The organism is Citrobacter sp. Cpo100 (assembly GCF_030332595.1).
GTDB lineage: Bacteria > Pseudomonadota > Gammaproteobacteria > Enterobacterales > Enterobacteriaceae > Citrobacter > Citrobacter portucalensis.
Window position 1 is genome coordinate 518,443 of record NZ_JAOWHM010000031.1, and the last position, 19,043, is coordinate 537,485.

Consider the following 19,043-nt stretch of genomic DNA (forward strand, 5'->3'; position numbering starts at 1 on the left):
GATAAGACGTCAGTCGCCATCCGGCACAGACATCACATCGTCAATGCCGCTACCAGTTTCTCCAGCGCGGGTGTCGCCTGCAGTTGGTCATACACAATATACAAATCCGCCGGAATACGTTCCTCTAACGGTCGAAATACCACGCCAGGCCAACTCATCTGCGCATAGCTGTCAGCAATTAACGTAATACCAATCCCCATGCTGATCATCGCCAGCACCGTTTGCGGCTCCCTCACCTCACGAATAATCATCGGGGAAAATCCAGCACTCAGGCAAACTCGCTGCAAAAATGCCCAGTCAGTATGAATGGAAGGCATTGTGACAAAATATTCATTTCTCAACGCCTCCAGCGGTATGGACTCACAGGCAGTAAGAGGATGTTCTTCCGGCATGGCAACCAGAAAAGAGGACTCATGTAAACGCAAACTGGTAAACCCGGGAGAAAGCTCCGTAGCCATCCGCCAAATTCCCGCATCCAGTTCACGCCGTTCCAGCATCGTCATCTGCATCGCGGGCATGTTCTCGCGAAACAGCACCTCAACATTGGGATTATCCTTCATAAAACGCCGCATCACCGGACGCATTTTTCCCCACATCGCTGTACCGATAACGCCAAGCTCAATTCGCCCTGCCTCACCACGACCAATTTGCTCCACTCTCGCCAGCGCCTGATTAGCACTGGATAACAGTCGGCGCGACTCTTCCATCAATATCTTTCCCGCGTGAGTTAACGCTACGCTGCGGGAATGACGGATAAATAGCAAAGTGCCGAGCTGTTGCTCCAGCTCTTTAATATGGGTACTGAGCGGCGGTTGCGACATATTCAGGCGAGCAGCAGCACGTCCAAAATGCAGTTCTTCTGCGACAGCAAGAAAATAACGCAGTAACTTCAGATCGATGCGGTGCGTGCGTTCCATGGATAATGCGTTCCTGAAATAAGGATAATGCGCAAAGTTACCACATTGCCTCGCAGAAAATGAAACGGCGGGTATCAGAACCCGCCGCCAATGGAGTATTAATGTGCCGGTGCTTTCTGTGCCAGTCGTTCAGGCTCATGCCTGTATTTAAAGAACAATGCAAAGATAACCGCCAGAGCCAGCGCATACGCGGCAAACACCAGCCAGATAGTTTGCCAATCCTTGACGCCATCGACAGAAAAATAGTCCACCGCCATACCACTCAGAATTGATCCCACCCACGCGCCAACGCCGTTTACCATCGTCATAAACAGCCCCTGCGCGCTGGCGCGAATGTTAGAGCTAACCTCCTGCTCGACAAATACCGATCCCGAGATATTGAAGAAATCAAACGCACAGCCGTAGACGATCATCGACATCAGCAGCAGCACAAAACCAAACGGCGACGGATCGCCAAAGGCAAAGAAGCCAAAGCGCAGCGTCCATGCCAGCATGCTCATCAGCATCACCGTTTTAATGCCAAAGCGTTTAAGGAAGTACGGAATAGTGAGAATAAAGCCCACCTCCGCCATCTGTGAAACGGAAAGCAATATGGAGGGGTACTTCACCACAAAGCTGTCGGCAAATTCCGGGTTACGGGCAAAATCATGCAGGAACGGATTGCCAAAGACGTTGGTGATTTGCAACACCGCCCCCAGCATCATCGCAAACAAAAAGAAGATTGCCATCTGCGTTTTTTTAAACAGGACAAAGGCGTCCAGACCGAGCTTGCTGGCAAGCGTGGTGTTTGCTTTCTTCTCAGCAACCGGAATTTTCGGCAACGTAAGCGCATACAGAGCCAGCAGCAGCGATGCGCCTGAAGCGATATACAACTGCGCGCTGCTCAGTTCCAGTCCCATCAAGCTGACAGTCCACATCGCCACAATAAACCCAATGGTGCCAAATACACGAATTGGCGGGAACGCGGTGACCGGATCCTGACCTGATTGCGCCAGGCACGAGTATGAGACGCTATTCGATAACGCAATCGTCGGCATATACGCCATTGCGTTAACCAGCATCACCCAAAACATGGTCTGCGGATCGGTAACGGTTGTGGCATATAGCAACACGCCCGCACACACCAGATGACAAAGCATATAGGCGCGCTCGGCGCGTAGCCATTTATCGGCAATGATGCCCATAATGCCCGGCATGATAATCGCCGCCAGCCCTTTCGAACTGTAAATCATACCGACGTTCGCGCCGGTAAAATCCAGGGTATTAATCATGTAGGAACCCAGGGTTACCAACCAGCTTCCCCAGATGAAATATTGCAAAAACGACATGAGCTTTAAGCGAGATGCGATACCCATTTTTCCGTTACCTTGCCATAAAGTAAGACCCCGCAAGCGGGGTCATTTTTTAGTTATTCAGGCCAGTTTGCGCAAGAATCCGCAGATCAAATTGATGAAATTCTGCCGGGAGAGTTCCGCCGCAGCCAGCGTCTGCGCGTGAGATAATTTAACATCACCCAGACCTTCCGCCAGGTTGGTGATGGCCGCCACCGCAACCACTTTCAAACCGCAGTGGCGCGCAGAGATAACTTCAGGCACCACCGACATCCCCACCACGTCACCACCGATAATTTGCATCATGCGGATTTCTGCCGCGGTTTCAAAGTTCGGCCCCGGATAAGAGACAAAAACCCCTTCACTCAGCGGGAATCCTTCCTCAGCGGCAACAGTTTGCAGGATCGCGCGGTAGTCAGCATCATAGGCATTCGCCAGTGAAAAGAATCGCTCGCCAAAACGCTCATCGTTTGGCCCTACCATCGGCGTACCCGGCATCGTATTGATGTGATCGCTAAGCGCAACGAGGCTACCCGGTCCGACTTCGGGACGCAAAGAGCCTGCAGCATTGGTGCAAAACAGCAGCTCACAGCCCAGCAGCTTCAGCGTACGAATGGCATCCGTCATCACCGTCATACCGCGACCTTCATAGAAATGTCCACGTCCTTTCATACAGGCCACCGGAATTCCCGCCAGATTTCCCAACACCAGTTCACCAGCATGACCGTGTACGGTACTCACCGGGAACCCTAGTAGTTTCTCGTAAGAGATGGCAACCGCATCCTCAATTTGATCCGCCAACGCCCCCAGGCCTGAGCCGAGGATAAAGGCTACGCGCGGCGTAAAATCCGGTTTGTAACCACGAATGATATCAGCGCTATACCAGGGATTTTGCGAGAAAAGAGAGTGGCTCATGAGATGTCCTTAATACTGAGTAATCGAAATAACGTAGCGTACCGCATTGTTATAGCGAGACTACGCAATCGATTACCAATACCGTTTATCCCGATAACCGATAGTAAATCGGTATAGATGGCATGTGCTAAATCGGCCTGAACTCACATTTTTTTTCTGCCAGAAATGGCAAGGAGTACCAACACATCAGGAATTCGTCAGACGAGTGGGCTGACAAAGCCCGCCTTGCAAATGACTGACAAACATTTGTTGATTATTAATAAGCGAAAGCAGGTACAACAACGCACTTTCGCTAATCAATAATTAAAACGGGGGAAACAGCTGTTTACTTCTTATAGAGTTCGCTGGTCACTACAGCCTGAGAACCATTGCCTATAGAAGAGAAGTTCTTAATAACAAAGAAATCAGCACCTTCTTTATCTGCCATTTTCGAAATTTTGTGCATACATTGATTCACCGTATTTTCCGTTACGGTGATTGACTTGACATGCTTTAAACTATTGGCTTCTTGTTGCGAGATTTCTGTAGCAGCAAAGGCAGACAGACTGAGAAAACACAAAGAAGCGGCCAATGATGTGACTAATGTCTTTTTCATAACTATCCTCATAACTTTCATATTAATATTTGAGCGTCAAGATATACTCTTCACATAATATTGCAAACAAAAACTCTTCTATTTATAAAATAGACGAATTGACAAACATTGAAGAGTAATGAACATCATATGTATTGTTCAATAGGTTTATTATAGCGGGTTAAATACTTGCATAATAAACGCAGAAAAATAACACTAAATATCCACGAGGCATTTAGTGTTATTTGCAATTAATTACCGGCCACTTCGTTAAGAAGGGTTGCCAGGATGCTAACTGGAGCAACAATATTATGTGCAACACCATAATCAAACTCCAGAACAGTACTTGCATCCTGATAATCTATATGGGTATCACCATTATCATCCTGCCAAATAACCACCCGTAGGGGTAACTCTATTGCCGCATGAGGATTTGCTTGCATGGCAGGAGTACCACCCTTTGGGTTACCAAACAGAAATAACATCGTCGGTCGCAGAGCAAGACCTACTTCCGTTGCCGCTTGCTGTTGATCAACCTGCACAAAAATACGAATATTTTTAGCATTCAATACGCTGACGAGTCTATTTACAGTATCATCAAAATTGAACTTACTAGGCAGCGTTTTTGTCCGCTCCGGCTTTCTCATCTATCGTTCCTTTATTTATAGAATATTCATGAAAATACCCGCCAGCGAATGACGGGTATTGATAATAACTAGCACAGTTATTTAGGCGTCACTTCGACAGAGCCCCAGCTGATACCATTTGGGTTGTTGTCTACCGGGAGCGTGTTCACTACCTTACGCTCATTAATGTCAATCATCGAAACAGAGTTTGCAAATGAGTTAGTTACGTAAGCATATTTGCCATTTTTATCAACAACTACGCCATGGGCCCCATTGCCAGTGGTGATGGTTTTCGCTACCGTAAGGCTTGCGATATCAATCATGTTTATTGTGTTACCCGGCTTGCTCTTCGAGCCCTGATTGGTTACCAGCATGCTTTTACCATCCGGAGTGCCAAACAGCTGGATTGGTACGGTACCGACATTAATTTTCTTCACAACTTTACGCGTTGCTGTATCAATCACCGCTACAGCGTCTTCACCAGACAGGGAAACAAACACCCGTTTTCCGTCCGGTGAGAAACCTACCTGGGCTGGCATTTTACCTAATGGGATCTGCGCGACTTCTTTATTACTGGCTGTATCGACAACGGATACCGAGCCCCCTTTCATATTCGCGATATAAACTTCTTTACCGTCAGGACTCACTCTGAGGCCATGAGGGAATTTACCTACATTAATTGTCGTTAAATTTTTCAAATGTTCTGCATCAATCACGCTGATGGTGTTATCTGCACTATTTGAGATATACGCCATTTTCCCATCAGGGGTGACGACAACATGCGCAGGATGTGCGCCAACCGGAAGTTTTGCAATAACCGTATCATTTTCCGCATTAATAACCCAAACTTCGCCATGTTCCTTTTTGCCTGCATGAGAATCTTTGCCCATATCCATTTTCTCAGAATGGGCATCTTTACTCATATCCATATGTTCAGAGCCTGATGAATGTGTCCCGTTAGCACCAAGGTTGGTTACCCAAACTGTTTTATTGTCTGGTGACACCTGAACGTTATGCGGCATTTTACCAACATGTACTTTATCTACAGTCTTTAAAGACGCAGCATCAAGTACATTAACTGAATCTGCACCTTCATTTGCTACATACACTCTGTCTGCTGCAAACGTATAACCAGACCATGCCAGCATACTAATTTGCATTGCAATTAAAATTTTATTTTTGCTTATCATCGCCGCCAATACCCCATTAGTTAAATATATTTACCGGATTAGTTTCAGCAACCAGCTATTGTAGGATTATTTAACATTTCACTAATATTACTCCATCGGGATCGTGTTAATTCTACCTATAACGAGTTACTGTATAAATTGCTTAGTCATTTCATTAATCAATCGCCATACATCATTGTATTAGATACTGCTATCCGTACTTGCGTATAAAGAGTATCAACCTTCCAGCAAGTGGAAGGTCAAGAAAAAAAGTAATAATTTAAAATAGCCTTACAAATCCGCAAGCTGAGCAATTGCCTAAGAATATCGCAGGAGAAGTTATAAATATAAAGAGGTAGTCCGGTGCCGGGTAAAAATATAAAAGTTAACGATCAGTTCATCGATACTGAAAGCCAAACTTAACGACATGACAAACACCAGCCATATCGTTAAAGCTGGTACAAAGGATCCCGTGCCCGACCGGCGGTTAATTCACTGGCCTGCATCCGTACTACGTCCCACAGCGCCTGAGCCGCAGTCGATAAAGAACGATTTTTACGTCGTGCCAGCATCAATTGTCGTTCCACAACCGGCGTCAGGCGTTTAACCTGCAAATGGCTGCCCTGTGGCAGAGGAAGCGCCAGCGCAGGCAGCACGCTGATACCAATCCCCGCCTCAACCATCGGGAAAAGCGTGGCAGGGTGACCTATCTCCTGAACGATATTGGCCTCAATGGAAAAGTGAGCCAGTGCCGCATCGATCAACGGTCGACTGCCGGAAGCGTAATCCTGTAATACCAGGCGCTCATGATATAAATCCTGCCAATTTACCCATTCGCGTTGGGCTAGCGGATGATCCTCTCGACACAACAGCAGGAACGGTTCGGATAACACCGCTTCACACTGTAGATCGGTCACAGCACCTGGATCTATCACAATGCCAAAATCCACCTCGCCCTGACGAATACTCTCCAGCACCCACTGTTGCGGACGATCGTGCAGCACAAAATCGATTGCTGGATAAAGCTGATTACTCTGGGCAATACACTGTGGAATAAGGTGAGCAGATATTGTCTGGCTGGCGGCAACGCGCACCGTTCCGGTTAACTGCGTTCCCACCTGGCCTGCTTCGCGCAGCGTGCTGTGCAGTTCATCCAGAATACGTTCCAGCCGCGCCGCCAACTGGTGCCCTGCTTCTGTCAGCACCACTTCCCGCGTTGTTCTATCTAACAACCGCACACCCGTCTGCCCTTCCAGCTCTTTAACGCTGTGGCTGACCGCAGACTGGCTTAAGCCAATGATATCCCCCGCCCGGCTAAAGCTTTTGGCCTGAGCGACGGTAACAAAAATACGGAGCTGACGCAGAGAGTAATTCATCTATTCGATTCATATATGGATGCAATAAATCAATTTTATTTCTCAAACAGAAAAACGCAAAATGTTCCTACCGAATTTCAGGAGCTTTTATGAAACTTTTTCGTATCCTTGATCCGTTCACGATAACGTTGATTACGGTCGTTTTACTGGCGTCCTTTTTCCCGGCCGAGGGTGGCTTTGTACCCTTCTTTGAAGGCTTAACCACCGCTGCCATTGCCCTACTGTTTTTTATGCACGGGGCGAAGCTTTCGCGTGAAGCCATTATTGCCGGCGGTAGTCACTGGCGTTTACATCTGTGGGTGATGTGCAGCACGTTTGTTATTTTCCCGGTACTGGGCGTTCTGTTCGCCTGGTGGGCACCGGTAAATGTTGACCCGATGCTGTACACCGGTTTCCTGTACCTGTGTATTTTGCCAGCCACGGTGCAGTCGGCAATCGCTTTTACGTCGCTGGCGGGGGGTAACGTTGCTGCCGCCGTGTGTTCCGCTTCGGCCTCCAGCCTGCTGGGTATTTTTCTCTCGCCATTGCTGGTTGGCCTGGTAATGAATATGCACGGCGCAGAAGGCAGTCTGGAGCAGGTGGGGAAAATCATGCTGCAACTGTTGCTGCCGTTCGTACTGGGACATCTTTCACGTCCGTGGATTGGTAACTGGGTATCCCGACATAAAAAATGGATCGCCAAAACGGACCAATCCTCCATCTTGCTGGTGGTGTACTCCGCCTTCAGTGAAGCCGTGGTTAACGGGATCTGGCACAAAGTGGGGATTGGCTCACTGCTGTTTATCGTGGTGGTCAGCATCGTATTGCTGGCAATCGTGATTGGCATCAACGTCTTTGTTGCGCGGAAATGCGGCTTCAACAAAGCCGATGAGATCACCATTGTCTTTTGTGGATCGAAAAAGAGCCTGGCGAATGGGATCCCAATGGCAAATATTCTGTTCCCGACGTCAGTGATAGGAATGATGGTGCTGCCGTTGATGATCTTCCATCAAATTCAGCTGATGGTGTGTGCCGTGCTGGCACGTCGCTACAAGCAACAAACGGACGCATTGCAGGCGCAGCAGAAAAGCCACGCCGCAAAGGCTTAGAGCGGGCGTTTCAGGGGCTGCACCAGTTGCGTCAGCCCTTCAGTTTTAATCAGCAGCGTGATTTGCATCAGCTCGCCGAGCTTGCCCGGCGGGAATTCATCTTTACGGGCAAACCACAGCAGATACTCTTCCGGTACATCAATCAGCCGACGCCCTTTATATTTGCCAAAGGGCATCACGGTATTGGCGATTTCAACCAGCTGCTCTTTTTCCATCTCAGGCACCCAGTAAGCGGATCATTTCAGCTTCATCAATCACGGTAATACCCAGTTCCTGCGCTTTTGCCAGTTTCGAACCCGCCGCTTCGCCGGCAATAACCAGATCGGTTTTCTTCGACACGCTACCGGCTACTTTCGCGCCCAGTTCGGTCAACCGTGCTTTGGCGTCATCACGCGACATCAGGCTCAAGCTTCCGGTCAGCACCACCGTTTTGCCCGCGAAGGGGCTGTCGATTTCGTCAGCGTTGATGACCACCGGCGCAGGCCAGTGAATGCCCTGCGCCAGTAACTGGCCTATCACCTCGCGGTTGCTCTCTTCGGCAAAGAAATTAAACACGTGCGTCGCCACCACAATGCCGACATCCGGCACTTTTTGCAGCTCGTCAATAGAGGCCGCTTCCAGCGCTTCAAGCGTGCCGAAATACGCCGCCAGACCAGCGGCTGTGGCCTCGCCGACTTCACGAATGCCCAGCGCGTAGAGGAAACGGGCAAACGTCGTTTCTTTCGCTTTTTCCAGCGCATTCACCACGTTTTGAGCCGATTTCGGCCCCATACGATCAAGACCGGTCAGCTTACCTGCGGTCAGTGTGAAGAGATCCGCTGGCGTGTGGACATACTCCTTCTCGACCAGTTGATCGATAATTTTGTCGCCCATGCCGTCAACGTCCAGCGCGCGGCGGGAAACGAAGTGTTTCAGCGATTCCTTACGCTGCGCTCCGCAGATTAAACCACCGGTACAGCGAGTAACCGCTTCGCCTTCCACACGCTCAACGTCTGAGTTGCATACCGGACAGTGGGTGGGAAACTCAATTTCACGCGTATCGTCCGGGCGCTCGGAAAGCACGACGTTTACTACCTGCGGGATGACATCGCCCGCACGGCGAATGACGACTTTATCGCCAATACGCAAACCAAGACGCTCAATTTCATCCGCATTGTGCAAGGTGGCGTTACTGACCAACACCCCGGCAACCTGAACTGGCTCAAGGCGAGCGACAGGCGTAATCGCCCCGGTGCGTCCAACCTGAAACTCAACATCACGTACGAAGGTCATCTGCTCTTGCGCCGGGAACTTAAAGGCCACCGCCCAGCGCGGCGCGCGGGCAACAAAACCCAGTTGCTCTTGCAATACCATGGAGTTGACTTTGATCACCACACCGTCGATATCGAATCCCAGCGTCGGTCGGTCTTCTTCAACCTTGTGATAGTAAGCAAGTACTTCCTCCGGAGAGTCGCAAAGTGTAACTCTGTCGCTCACCGGCAATCCCCACTCTTTAAATTGCAGTAGACGGCCCAGGTGGGTATCAGGCAACACACCACCTTCCAGCACACCAACGCCATAGCAGAAGAAAGTAAGCGGTCGCTTCGCTGTAATACGCGGATCGAGCTGGCGCAATGACCCGGCCGCTGCGTTACGCGGGTTAGCAAACACTTTGTTGCCAGTGCGGCGGGCCTCTTCGTTAATTTTTTCAAATCCGGCCTGCGGCAGGAACACTTCACCGCGCACTTCCAGACGCGTCGGAATGTTATCGCCACGCAGTTTTAACGGGATCGCACGGATGGTGCGCACGTTCGAGGTAATATCCTCACCCGTAGTACCATCACCACGCGTTGCGGCACTGACCAGCACACCGTTTTCATACAGGATACTGACCGCCAGCCCGTCCAGCTTCAGTTCGCAGCACCAGGTTAGTTTATCCGTACTCTTCAGTCTGTCCTGCACGCGCTTGTTGAAGGCGAGAAAACTCTCTTCATCAAACACGTTATCCAGCGACAGCATTGGCACTTCATGGCGAATCTGGCTGAACGCTGCTAACGGGGCGGCGCCAACACGTTGGGTTGGCGAGTCGGGGGTGATAAGTTCCGGATGCTGCGCTTCCAGCTCGCGCAGTTCACGCATCAGGCGATCGTATTCCGCATCGGGAATTTCCGGCGCATCCATCACATGGTAGAGATACTCATGATGGCGAAGCGTGGTTCGCAGTTCTGTCAGTTGTTGTTCGATTGATTCCATATCGCACCATCAATGATAAAAAACCCCCGACAGGCGGGGGTTTAGCAAGGATATGTCACGCCAGAGGAAAATCAGGCGTGAGATTCTTTAACTTCGCGGATGCGGTCCTGATACTCGCGCAGTTTCTGCGGCGTCATCATGCGACGTTGATCGTCGAGCACCACACCACCCACTTCATCGGCAATGTGCTGTGCGGACTGCAGCATCAGCTTAAAGTTTTGCAGCTCGTCACCGTAGGACGGAACCTGCATAAAAATAGTCACGCCAGGGGTGCTGAAATCACCCGTCATTTCGGGGTCAAACGTTCCTGGGTTAACCATATTGGCAAGGCTGAACAGCGAAGGACCGCTGCCATCCGGGCTCAAATGACGATGGAAAATATTCATATCGCCAAATTTAAAACCGGCTTGCTGAATGCTGTTGAGCAGCACTTCACCGTTGAGCTCACTACCGTGATGCGCCGCAACGTTCATAATAATGACCGCTTCTTTACGCTGCGGTTTTTCAGCAACAGGCGCTTCTTCAACTACTGGCTCAGGCTGCGGTTGATGTTCAACGGCAGGCTCTGCGGGCTGGAAAGCCTGCGGTGCAGGTTGCGGTGCTTGCTGCACGGGCTGCTGAACCTGCAGAGCAACGGGCTGATGCTGCATCGGCTGCTGCACAGGTTGTTGCTGAACAGGCTGATGTTGCACCGGCTGCTGCGGTTGCACGGGCTGCGGCTGCTGCTGAGCATGCGGCGGCGGTACCGGCGCTTGTGCAGGCTGCGGCGCGGATTGACGCGGCTGAGCAGACGCATAAGGCGGCTGGTACTGGTGTTGCGGCGACTGAGGAGGAACACCATGTTCCTGCGCGTTACCGGGAGCATGATTCACACGATGAACGCGAACTTCGCCCACGCCTTCGTCTTCCTCGACGTTGTCGTCGAACGAATCCTCGTCTTCACGTTTAGACTTCATGCGTTTCAGTGGGCGATCGCGGAATATAGAAGACCGCTCTTTACGGCTAGTCCAAAAACCATGTACCAGTAAAGCGATTATGGCGATCGCGCCAACAATGATTAATATCAGACGCAAATCCTGCATCATTATATTCTCTGTTGTTCTAACACCTTGCCACCACGGCAAACATTTACTCACTAAGAGTATTTGTCGATTACGCCAAGTGCAAGTGCACTCTTGGCTTTCACGGCATAAAGATGAACAAAATTGTGCTTTTTGCTGTTTTTTCGAACATTTCTGAACAGCTTAACGCTCAACAACCCGGTAAGATACGCAAAGTTTACCAGAGCTTATATAACAAGGAGTATGTCCTGACCATGGTTTCATCATCTGCAGTCGTACCTCGCAGCGGCCTTTATTACTTTTCACAGGGATGGAAGCTCATCACCCAACCGGGCATTCGTCGCTTTGTCATCCTGCCTTTGCTGGTGAATATCCTGCTGATGGGCGGCGCATTCTGGTGGCTATTCACACAACTCGATAGCTGGATCCCTGCGCTGATGAGTCACGTCCCTGACTGGCTTCAGTGGCTCAGCTACTTGCTGTGGCCGATTGTCACTATCTCCGTACTACTGGTGTTCGGCTACCTGTTTTCCACCATAGCCAACTGGATTGCAGCGCCGTTTAACGGTCTGCTGGCTGAACAACTGGAAGCGCGCTTAACGGGCGCAACACCGCCTGACACCGGCGTTCTCGGCATAATGAAAGATGTTCCCCGTATTATGAAACGTGAATGGCAAAAGCTGGCGTGGTATCTCCCGCGCGCCGTCGTGTTGCTGATCCTCTATTTCATTCCGGGTATTGGGCAGACCGTCGCCCCGGTGCTGTGGTTCCTGTTCAGCGCGTGGATGCTGGCCATTCAGTACTGCGATTATCCGTTTGATAACCATAAGGTGCCTTTTAAGGAGATGCGCGTCGCGCTGCGCACACGCAAGGTCACCAATATGCAATTTGGCGCATTGACCAGCCTGTTCACCATGATTCCGGTGCTCAATCTGTTCATCATGCCGGTCGCGGTTTGTGGTGCCACGGCGATGTGGGTAGACTGCTATCGTGCTAAGCACGCGTTATGGAAGTAATGCAAAAATGTGTAAAAGCGGGCTGGCTTATGCCCGCTCTTATTCCATACTGCAACGCATTATTTCCTGGTGGCATATAGATATACGAATTCCTTACTTCCCCATACTTTCTCAACAGGTATGCTGAAGCGGTATCCCAATTTCATACAGTTAAGGACAGGCCATGAGTAAGATTTTTGAAGACAACTCGCTGACTATCGGTCATACGCCGCTGGTTCGACTGAACCGTATCGGTAACGGACGCATTCTGGCGAAGGTGGAATCACGCAACCCAAGCTTTAGCGTCAAATGCCGTATCGGTGCCAACATGATTTGGGATGCCGAAAAACGTGGTGTACTGAAACCGGGTGTAGAGCTGGTCGAACCAACCAGCGGCAACACAGGGATTGCGCTGGCCTACGTTGCCGCAGCTCGCGGCTACAAACTGACTCTGACCATGCCTGAAACCATGAGCATTGAGCGCCGCAAGCTCTTAAAAGCGCTGGGCGCGAACCTGGTGCTGACCGAAGGCGCAAAAGGTATGAAGGGCGCGATTCAGAAAGCGGAAGAAATTGTGGCCAGCGATCCGGAAAAATTCCTGCTGCTGCAGCAGTTCAGCAACCCGGCAAACCCGGAAATCCACGAAAAAACCACCGGCCCGGAAATCTGGGAAGATACCGATGGCCAGGTTGATGTCTTTATTTCCGGCGTCGGTACCGGCGGTACGTTGACTGGTGTGACCCGTTACATTAAAGGCACTAAAGGCAAAACCGATCTGATCACCGTCGCGGTTGAACCTACCGACTCCCCGGTTATCGCCCAGGCGCTGGCTGGTGAAGAACTCAAACCAGGCCCGCATAAAATTCAGGGTATTGGCGCAGGCTTCATTCCGGGTAACCTTGATCTGAAGCTTATCGATAAAGTCGTTGCCATCACTAATGATGAAGCTATTTCTACTGCGCGTCGTCTGATGGAAGAAGAAGGTATTCTGGCTGGGATCTCTTCCGGTGCTGCGGTTGCTGCCGCGCTTAAGCTCCAGGAAGATGAAACCTTTACCAATAAGAATATAGTGGTTATTCTACCGTCATCGGGTGAGCGTTATCTGAGCACTGCACTGTTTGCCGATCTCTTTACAGAGAAAGAACTGCAACAGTAGTGCCAGCATGTTAAAAACGCGTAAAAAAGCACCCTTTTGGGTGCTTTTTTGTGGCCTGCTTCAAAGTTTCAACTCGCCTGGCATTGATTCAGCCCGCCGGAACTGGTATTTAACCAAACTAATTATTTTGATGCGCGAAATTAATCGTTACAGGAAAAGCGCTAGCTGAATCGATTTTATGATTTGGTTCAACTCTTCCTTTCGCGGCATAATGTTTAATGACGAACGAAACGTCAGCGGCAAGAAGTTGCCAGCAACGGATTGCACCGAACTCCTTTTGTGTCGCGTCCAGTTTACGCCGATGCTAACAATACAGGCTAAAGTTGAGCCGCCAGGCTAGACTTTAGTTCCACAACACTAAACCTATAAGTTGGGGAAATATAATGTTCCAGCAAGAAGTTACCATTACCGCTCCGAACGGTCTGCATACTCGCCCTGCTGCTCAGTTTGTTAAAGAAGCAAAAGGCTTTACTTCTGAAATTACTGTGACTTCCAACGGCAAAAGCGCTAGCGCCAAAAGCCTGTTTAAACTGCAGACTCTGGGCCTGACTCAGGGTACCGTTGTCACCCTGTCCGCAGAAGGTGAAGACGAGCAGAAAGCAGTTGAGCATCTGGTTAAACTGATGGCTGAACTCGAGTAAGTTCAACGAGTTCTTTTAAATATCAGTCACAAGTAAGGTAGGGTTATGATTTCAGGCATTTTAGCATCCCCGGGTATCGCTTTCGGTAAAGCATTGCTGCTGAAAGAAGACGAGATCGTCATTGACCGGAAAAAAATTTCTGCCGACAAGGTTGATCAGGAAGTTGAACGTTTTCTGAGCGGTCGTGCCAAGGCATCTGCGCAACTGGAAGCGATCAAAACCAAAGCTGGTGAAACGTTCGGTGAAGAAAAAGAAGCCATCTTTGAAGGGCATATCATGCTGCTCGAAGATGAGGAGCTGGAGCAGGAAATCATAGCCCTGATTAAAGATAAGCACATGACGGCTGATGCAGCTGCGCATGAAGTTATCGAAGGTCAGGCCACAGCCCTGGAAGAGCTGGATGATGAATACCTGAAAGAACGTGCGGCTGACGTACGTGACATCGGTAAACGCCTGCTGCGTAACATTCTGGGTCTGGCAATTATTGATCTGAGCGCTATCCAGGACGAAGTTATCCTGGTTGCCGCAGACCTGACCCCGTCAGAAACCGCACAGCTGAACCTGAACAAGGTGCTGGGTTTCATCACTGACGCGGGCGGACGTACCTCTCATACCTCTATCATGGCGCGTTCTCTGGAACTGCCTGCCATCGTAGGTACGGGTAGCGTCACCTCTCAGGTGAAAAACGACGACTATCTGATTCTGGATGCCGTAAACAATCAGGTTTACGTCAATCCGACCAACGACGTTATTGAGCAACTGCGTGCCGTTCAGGAGCAGGTTGCAACCGAGAAAGCGGAACTCGCTAAGCTGAAAGATCTGCCGGCTATCACGCTGGACGGACATCAGGTTGAAGTTTGCGCCAACATCGGTACCGTTCGTGACGTTGAAGGCGCCGAGCGTAACGGCGCTGAAGGTGTGGGTCTGTACCGCACCGAATTCCTGTTCATGGACCGTGAATCGCTGCCAACTGAAGAAGAACAGTTTGCTGCGTATAAAGCCGTTGCTGAAGCCTGTGGCTCTCAGGCGGTCATCGTCCGTACCATGGACATCGGCGGTGATAAAGAACTGCCGTACATGAACTTCCCGAAAGAAGAGAACCCGTTCCTGGGCTGGCGAGCTGTGCGTATCGCCATGGATCGTAAAGAGATCCTGCGTGACCAGGTTCGCGCTATTCTGCGCGCCTCTGCTTTCGGCAAACTGCGCATCATGTTCCCAATGATCATCTCTGTTGAAGAAGTGCGTGCACTGCGCAAAGAGATCGAAATCTACAAACAGGAACTGCGCGACGAAGGTAAAGCATTTGACGAAAGCATTGAGATTGGCGTGATGGTGGAAACACCAGCTGCGGCAACAATTGCGCGTCATTTAGCCAAAGAAGTTGATTTCTTTAGTATCGGCACCAATGATTTAACGCAGTACACCCTGGCAGTTGACCGTGGTAATGATATGATTTCACACCTTTACCAACCGATGTCGCCATCTGTGCTGACGCTGATCAAGCAAGTTATTGATGCTTCTCATGCTGAAGGCAAATGGACTGGCATGTGTGGTGAGCTTGCAGGCGACGAACGTGCTACACTTCTGTTGCTGGGGATGGGTCTGGACGAATTCTCTATGAGCGCCATTTCTATCCCGCGCATTAAGAAGATTATCCGTAACACGAACTTCGAAGATGCGAAGGTGTTAGCAGAGCAGGCTCTTGCTCAACCGACAACGGACGAGTTAATGACGCTGGTTAACAAGTTCATTGAAGAAAAAACAATCTGCTAATCCACGAGATGCGGCCCAATTTACTGCTTAGGAGAAGATCATGGGTTTGTTCGATAAACTGAAATCTCTGGTTTCTGATGATAAGAAAGACACCGGAACTATTGAGATCGTTGCTCCGCTCTCTGGCGAGATCGTCAACATCGAAGACGTGCCGGATGTAGTTTTTGCTGAAAAAATCGTTGGTGATGGCATTGCTATCAAACCAACCGGTAACAAAATGGTTGCTCCTGTTGATGGCACCATCGGCAAAATCTTTGAAACCAACCACGCTTTCTCTATCGAATCCGACAGCGGCATTGAGCTGTTTGTTCACTTCGGTATTGATACCGTTGAACTGAAAGGCGAAGGCTTCAAACGCATCGCTGAAGAAGGTCAGCGCGTGAAAGTGGGCGACCCGGTTATTGAATTCGATCTGCCGCTGCTGGAAGAAAAAGCCAAGTCTACCCTGACTCCGGTTGTTATCTCCAACATGGACGAAATCAAAGAGCTGATCAAACTGTCCGGTAGCGTGACAGTGGGTGAGACTCCGGTTATCCGCATCAAGAAGTAATTCTTTTTGCAGAGAAAGATGGCGCCATCAGGCGCCATTTTTTTTATCTGATGGATATCAAAACCCTGCCGGATGGCGCTACGCTTATCCGGCCTACAGCAAACTCCGTAACGTAGGCCGGATAAGACGTTCTCGTCGCCATCCGGCATTAAATCTGTGAGGTGACCGGTCGGTAACACGCCTCGCGCATCAGAATCTTCATCCCTTCCGGCCCGCTTTCCAGCATCCGTCGCTCCGAGTCTGCCACTAACAATTCACAGTCGTAGCCACCCGCAATACCAAACATGGCCCGCGCTACACAGATATCTTCCAGCGCTGCTGCCCCGTTGGTGTCAAAATGTCCAACCATACGCCCATTCTGGCGAACTACCAGCCGGTAACTCTTCATCGCGCCTCCCCTGCCGGTGGCAGAATTAATTCATCACAACCGCACAGGTGCGTCCACGTCATCACGTCCAGCACCCGCTGCGCGGCGTCGTGAGTCGCGGTCGTCAGCGCTTTCCCCAGTACAAGGCCGCTCACCATCTCTGCACAAAACAGATCGCCAGTCCCCTTCAGATCCGTTTTCACCCGCGGATGGGCTAACACCTCAACCGTTTCAGCCGTCACCACCGCAACGTTAATAATCTCTTCGGTGTCCCCCGGCGCGCTGGTAATCACCACCCATTTCAGGGTGTCAGTGAGTAGTGATTGTGCCGCCGTAATGGCTTCATCAAGCGTTCGACACGGCTTTCCGCTTAGCATTTGCAGCTCGAACACGTTCGGCGTCAGCCCCTGTGCCAACGGCAGCAGGTGCTGACGATAAGCTTCCGGGATTTCGGCTTTCACATACATGCCGCTATCCGTATCGCCTATCACGGGGTCGACCAAAATGCATAGGTCCGGATGCGTGGCCCGAACGGTTTCCAGCCACTGTGCCAGCAAGGCGATTTGCTCCGCGCTGCCCATGTATCCTGTTGTCACCGCCTTTAGCTCACGCAAGGCATCACGCTCGCTTAAGGCGCGGAGATAGCCGCTAAACCAGTCAGACGGAATAACGCCGCCGTAAAAGGTTTCATAATGCGGGGTATTACTGAACAGCACCGTGGGTACTGCCGTCACGCGTAACCCCTGCGCTTTAATGGCCGGGACGGCGATGCTGTTACCTACGCTGCCATACACCACCTGTGACTGGACGGCGACGATATCGGTCTGTAACGCCCGATTCGTGTCGTCAAAGAGCACTGACTGGATATCACTCTCCTGCTCCATAAATTTCTCCTCTCGCTGGACAGCGGGCCTACGCCTCACTATTATCGTCATATGCTAAAATTCATTTTGTCATAGGTCAATAATGATCGACGGAAAAACCGCTAACGAAATTTTTGACAGTATCCGTCAACATGTCACTACAGGCACGCTGGCAGCAGGCGAAACGTTGCCGCCAGTGCGGGAACTGGCAACGGCATTAAACGTGAACCGCAATACTGTCGCGGCGGCTTACAAACGCCTGGTCACCTCCGGGTTGGCGCAGAGCCTGGGACGCAACGGCACGGTGATTAAGGGGATTACTGCCCCCGTTGCGCTGGAAGGTGGTAATCCGGATACCCCGCTTATCGATCTTTCCGGCGGTAATCCAGCGCCCTCGCGTCTTCCTGACCTGAGTAGTTATTTCGCAAAGATAAATAAGAATCCGCGTTTGTACGGCGATGCCGCTGTGTCACCAGGGCTTAAGGTATGGGCATCACAATGGATGCAAAATGCAATGCCCGGCAAAGGGGAAATTGATATCACCAGCGGCGCTATTGATGCTATCGAACGGCTACTGTGCGCCCATTTACTGCCTGGTGATAGCGTTGTCGTAGAAGATCCATGCTTTTTGAGCAGCATCAACATGCTGCGTTATGCTGGTTTCTCCGCCAGTCCGGCCAATGTTGACCACGAAGGCATGCTGCCGGACCAACTGGAACTCGCGCTACAGAAAGGTGCGCGGGCGGTAATTCTGACACCGCGCGCGCATAACCCCACAGGATGCAGCCTGAGCGTCTCACGGGCGGCGCAATTGCAGGAAATCCTGGCCCGCTATCCGCAGACGCTGGTGATCGTCGACGACCACTTTGCGCTGCTATCTGCTTGCCACTGGTATCCGGTGATTGCGAAGGAAACCACGCATTGGGCGATTGTCCGTTCGATGTCGAAAACCTTAGGCCCGGATTTACGCCTGGCCATTGTGGCCAGCGATCCCGTCACATCCGGGAAACTGCGTTTACGGCTCAACTCCGGTAGTCAGTGGGTCAGCCACCTGCTGCAGGATTTGGCCTGCGCCTGCCTGAGTGACGAGACTTATCAACACACGCTGGCGCAAACTCAGCAGTTTTACGCCGCCCAGCAGCAAACGTTGGCGGCAGCACTGCGGCGACATGGCATTGAGTTGCCCGTTGGTGACGGTCTGAATATGTGGCTACCGCTGGAAGATAACAGCCAGGCGATCGCTTTTGCGCTGGCAAAGTCCGGCTGGCTGGTGCGGGAAGGCGAAGTGTTTGGCGTCAACACGCCTGCCCACGGCCTGCGTATTACGCTGTCAACCTTAACTGACAGCGACATTGATAAGCTGGCGGCTGATATTCATCAGGCGCTAAAACGCTAACAGGAGAGAAAAA

General features: G+C 50.8%; 19 protein-coding genes. 7 read left to right on the forward strand and 12 right to left on the reverse strand.

Annotation, left to right across the window (positions count from 1 at the left end; all coding sequences use genetic code 11):
- Positions 1-32 precede the first annotated feature (32 nt).
- The 7 genes from OGX96_RS09350 to OGX96_RS09380 all read right to left on the reverse strand — a co-directional run bounded on the left by OGX96_RS09350 (position 33) and on the right by OGX96_RS09380 (position 6,908).
- A complete protein-coding gene (locus OGX96_RS09350; RefSeq protein ID WP_032944129.1) occupies positions 33-917 on the reverse strand; it encodes a LysR family transcriptional regulator in 885 nt (294 codons plus the stop codon).
- A gap of 98 nt (positions 918-1,015) precedes the next feature.
- Entirely contained in the window at positions 1,016-2,272 is a 1,257-nt protein-coding gene (locus OGX96_RS09355) for a nucleoside permease (protein ID WP_286582810.1), read from the reverse strand.
- Positions 2,273-2,329: 57 nt separating this feature from the next.
- On the reverse strand, positions 2,330-3,163 hold the full coding sequence (gene xapA, locus OGX96_RS09360; protein WP_286582814.1) for a xanthosine phosphorylase: 834 nt from the start codon (positions 3,161-3,163) through the stop codon (positions 2,330-2,332).
- A gap of 325 nt (positions 3,164-3,488) precedes the next feature.
- The gene (locus OGX96_RS09365; protein ID WP_008785396.1) at positions 3,489-3,758 is read right to left on the reverse strand and encodes a YdgH/BhsA/McbA-like domain containing protein; all 270 of its coding nucleotides are present in this window, start codon (positions 3,756-3,758) and stop codon (positions 3,489-3,491) included.
- 230 nt (positions 3,759-3,988) lie between these two features.
- Complete coding sequence (locus OGX96_RS09370) at positions 3,989-4,384, reverse strand: DUF302 domain-containing protein (protein WP_174771266.1); 396 nt, start codon at positions 4,382-4,384, stop codon at positions 3,989-3,991.
- A 77-nt stretch (positions 4,385-4,461) separates the two neighbouring features.
- Positions 4,462-5,553, reverse strand: a complete 1,092-nt coding sequence (locus tag OGX96_RS09375; RefSeq protein WP_286582821.1) for a YVTN family beta-propeller repeat protein — start codon at positions 5,551-5,553, stop codon at positions 4,462-4,464.
- A gap of 428 nt (positions 5,554-5,981) precedes the next feature.
- Positions 5,982-6,908 carry a LysR family transcriptional regulator gene (locus OGX96_RS09380; RefSeq protein WP_003834913.1) on the reverse strand — a complete coding sequence of 309 codons (927 nt, stop codon included), beginning with the start codon at positions 6,906-6,908 and terminating at the stop codon, positions 5,982-5,984.
- A gap of 89 nt (positions 6,909-6,997) precedes the next feature.
- On the opposite strand from OGX96_RS09380, the gene OGX96_RS09385 reads away from it, so the two are divergent.
- Positions 6,998-7,996, forward strand: a complete 999-nt coding sequence (locus tag OGX96_RS09385) for a bile acid:sodium symporter family protein (protein ID WP_286582825.1) — start codon at positions 6,998-7,000, stop codon at positions 7,994-7,996.
- On the opposite strand, the gene OGX96_RS09390 is transcribed toward OGX96_RS09385, so the two are convergent.
- The 3 genes from OGX96_RS09390 to zipA all read right to left on the reverse strand — a co-directional run bounded on the left by OGX96_RS09390 (position 7,993) and on the right by zipA (position 11,313).
- Entirely contained in the window at positions 7,993-8,211 is a 219-nt protein-coding gene (locus tag OGX96_RS09390; protein ID WP_003038102.1) for a DUF3820 family protein, read from the reverse strand. The genes OGX96_RS09385 and OGX96_RS09390 overlap by 4 nt on opposite strands.
- Before the next feature lies 1 nt (position 8,212).
- Entirely contained in the window at positions 8,213-10,228 is a 2,016-nt protein-coding gene (gene ligA, locus OGX96_RS09395; protein WP_286582827.1) for an NAD-dependent DNA ligase LigA, read from the reverse strand.
- A 71-nt stretch (positions 10,229-10,299) separates the two neighbouring features.
- Positions 10,300-11,313, reverse strand: coding sequence for a cell division protein ZipA (zipA, locus tag OGX96_RS09400; protein WP_286582829.1), 1,014 nt, complete (start codon positions 11,311-11,313; stop codon positions 10,300-10,302).
- Between the two features lie 230 nt (positions 11,314-11,543).
- Between zipA and cysZ the strand changes: the two genes are divergently transcribed.
- From cysZ to crr, 5 genes are all read left to right on the forward strand, one after another.
- A complete protein-coding gene (cysZ, locus tag OGX96_RS09405) occupies positions 11,544-12,305 on the forward strand; it encodes a sulfate transporter CysZ (RefSeq protein WP_057066948.1) in 762 nt (253 codons plus the stop codon).
- 163 nt (positions 12,306-12,468) lie between these two features.
- Positions 12,469-13,440 carry a cysteine synthase A gene (gene cysK, locus OGX96_RS09410; RefSeq protein WP_003038091.1) on the forward strand — a complete coding sequence of 324 codons (972 nt, stop codon included), beginning with the start codon at positions 12,469-12,471 and terminating at the stop codon, positions 13,438-13,440.
- A gap of 383 nt (positions 13,441-13,823) precedes the next feature.
- Positions 13,824-14,081 carry a phosphocarrier protein Hpr gene (gene ptsH, locus OGX96_RS09415; protein ID WP_002913505.1) on the forward strand — a complete coding sequence of 86 codons (258 nt, stop codon included), beginning with the start codon at positions 13,824-13,826 and terminating at the stop codon, positions 14,079-14,081.
- Between the two features lie 45 nt (positions 14,082-14,126).
- Complete coding sequence (gene ptsI / locus OGX96_RS09420) at positions 14,127-15,854, forward strand: phosphoenolpyruvate-protein phosphotransferase PtsI (RefSeq protein ID WP_008785405.1); 1,728 nt, start codon at positions 14,127-14,129, stop codon at positions 15,852-15,854.
- Positions 15,855-15,894: 40 nt separating this feature from the next.
- Entirely contained in the window at positions 15,895-16,404 is a 510-nt protein-coding gene (gene crr, locus OGX96_RS09425; RefSeq protein WP_000522253.1) for a PTS glucose transporter subunit IIA, read from the forward strand.
- Positions 16,405-16,552: 148 nt separating this feature from the next.
- On the opposite strand, the gene OGX96_RS09430 is transcribed toward crr, so the two are convergent.
- Positions 16,553-16,792: a hypothetical protein gene (locus tag OGX96_RS09430; RefSeq protein WP_008785406.1), complete on the reverse strand. Its 240-nt coding sequence runs from the start codon at positions 16,790-16,792 to the stop codon at positions 16,553-16,555.
- The gene (pdxK, locus tag OGX96_RS09435; RefSeq protein WP_286582834.1) at positions 16,789-17,655 is read right to left on the reverse strand and encodes a pyridoxine/pyridoxal/pyridoxamine kinase; all 867 of its coding nucleotides are present in this window, start codon (positions 17,653-17,655) and stop codon (positions 16,789-16,791) included. Before pdxK ends, OGX96_RS09430 begins: the two co-directional genes overlap by 4 nt.
- Before the next feature lie 82 nt (positions 17,656-17,737).
- Here pdxK and ptsJ point away from each other — a divergent pair, with 82 nt between their 5' ends.
- Complete coding sequence (gene ptsJ, locus OGX96_RS09440) at positions 17,738-19,030, forward strand: MocR-like B6 salvage transcription factor PtsJ (RefSeq protein ID WP_286582836.1); 1,293 nt, start codon at positions 17,738-17,740, stop codon at positions 19,028-19,030.
- Positions 19,031-19,043 lie beyond the last annotated feature (13 nt).

What these genes read in the sequence shown, in the direction of transcription:
- OGX96_RS09350 (WP_032944129.1), bottom strand. Translation starts at nt 917, where the DNA reads ATGGAACGCACGCACCGCATCGATCTGAAGTTACTGCGTTATTTTCTT.
- OGX96_RS09355 (WP_286582810.1), bottom strand. Translation starts at nt 2,272, where the DNA reads ATGGGTATCGCATCTCGCTTAAAGCTCATGTCGTTTTTGCAATATTTC.
- xapA (WP_286582814.1), bottom strand. Translation starts at nt 3,163, where the DNA reads ATGAGCCACTCTCTTTTCTCGCAAAATCCCTGGTATAGCGCTGATATC.
- OGX96_RS09365 (WP_008785396.1), bottom strand. Translation starts at nt 3,758, where the DNA reads ATGAAAAAGACATTAGTCACATCATTGGCCGCTTCTTTGTGTTTTCTC.
- OGX96_RS09370 (WP_174771266.1), bottom strand. Translation starts at nt 4,384, where the DNA reads ATGAGAAAGCCGGAGCGGACAAAAACGCTGCCTAGTAAGTTCAATTTT.
- OGX96_RS09375 (WP_286582821.1), bottom strand. Translation starts at nt 5,553, where the DNA reads ATGATAAGCAAAAATAAAATTTTAATTGCAATGCAAATTAGTATGCTG.
- OGX96_RS09380 (WP_003834913.1), bottom strand. Translation starts at nt 6,908, where the DNA reads ATGAATTACTCTCTGCGTCAGCTCCGTATTTTTGTTACCGTCGCTCAG.
- OGX96_RS09385 (WP_286582825.1), top strand. Translation starts at nt 6,998, where the DNA reads ATGAAACTTTTTCGTATCCTTGATCCGTTCACGATAACGTTGATTACG.
- OGX96_RS09390 (WP_003038102.1), bottom strand. Translation starts at nt 8,211, where the DNA reads ATGGAAAAAGAGCAGCTGGTTGAAATCGCCAATACCGTGATGCCCTTT.
- ligA (WP_286582827.1), bottom strand. Translation starts at nt 10,228, where the DNA reads ATGGAATCAATCGAACAACAACTGACAGAACTGCGAACCACGCTTCGC.
- zipA (WP_286582829.1), bottom strand. Translation starts at nt 11,313, where the DNA reads ATGATGCAGGATTTGCGTCTGATATTAATCATTGTTGGCGCGATCGCC.
- cysZ (WP_057066948.1), top strand. Translation starts at nt 11,544, where the DNA reads ATGGTTTCATCATCTGCAGTCGTACCTCGCAGCGGCCTTTATTACTTT.
- cysK (WP_003038091.1), top strand. Translation starts at nt 12,469, where the DNA reads ATGAGTAAGATTTTTGAAGACAACTCGCTGACTATCGGTCATACGCCG.
- ptsH (WP_002913505.1), top strand. Translation starts at nt 13,824, where the DNA reads ATGTTCCAGCAAGAAGTTACCATTACCGCTCCGAACGGTCTGCATACT.
- ptsI (WP_008785405.1), top strand. Translation starts at nt 14,127, where the DNA reads ATGATTTCAGGCATTTTAGCATCCCCGGGTATCGCTTTCGGTAAAGCA.
- crr (WP_000522253.1), top strand. Translation starts at nt 15,895, where the DNA reads ATGGGTTTGTTCGATAAACTGAAATCTCTGGTTTCTGATGATAAGAAA.
- OGX96_RS09430 (WP_008785406.1), bottom strand. Translation starts at nt 16,792, where the DNA reads ATGAAGAGTTACCGGCTGGTAGTTCGCCAGAATGGGCGTATGGTTGGA.
- pdxK (WP_286582834.1), bottom strand. Translation starts at nt 17,655, where the DNA reads ATGGAGCAGGAGAGTGATATCCAGTCAGTGCTCTTTGACGACACGAAT.
- ptsJ (WP_286582836.1), top strand. Translation starts at nt 17,738, where the DNA reads ATGATCGACGGAAAAACCGCTAACGAAATTTTTGACAGTATCCGTCAA.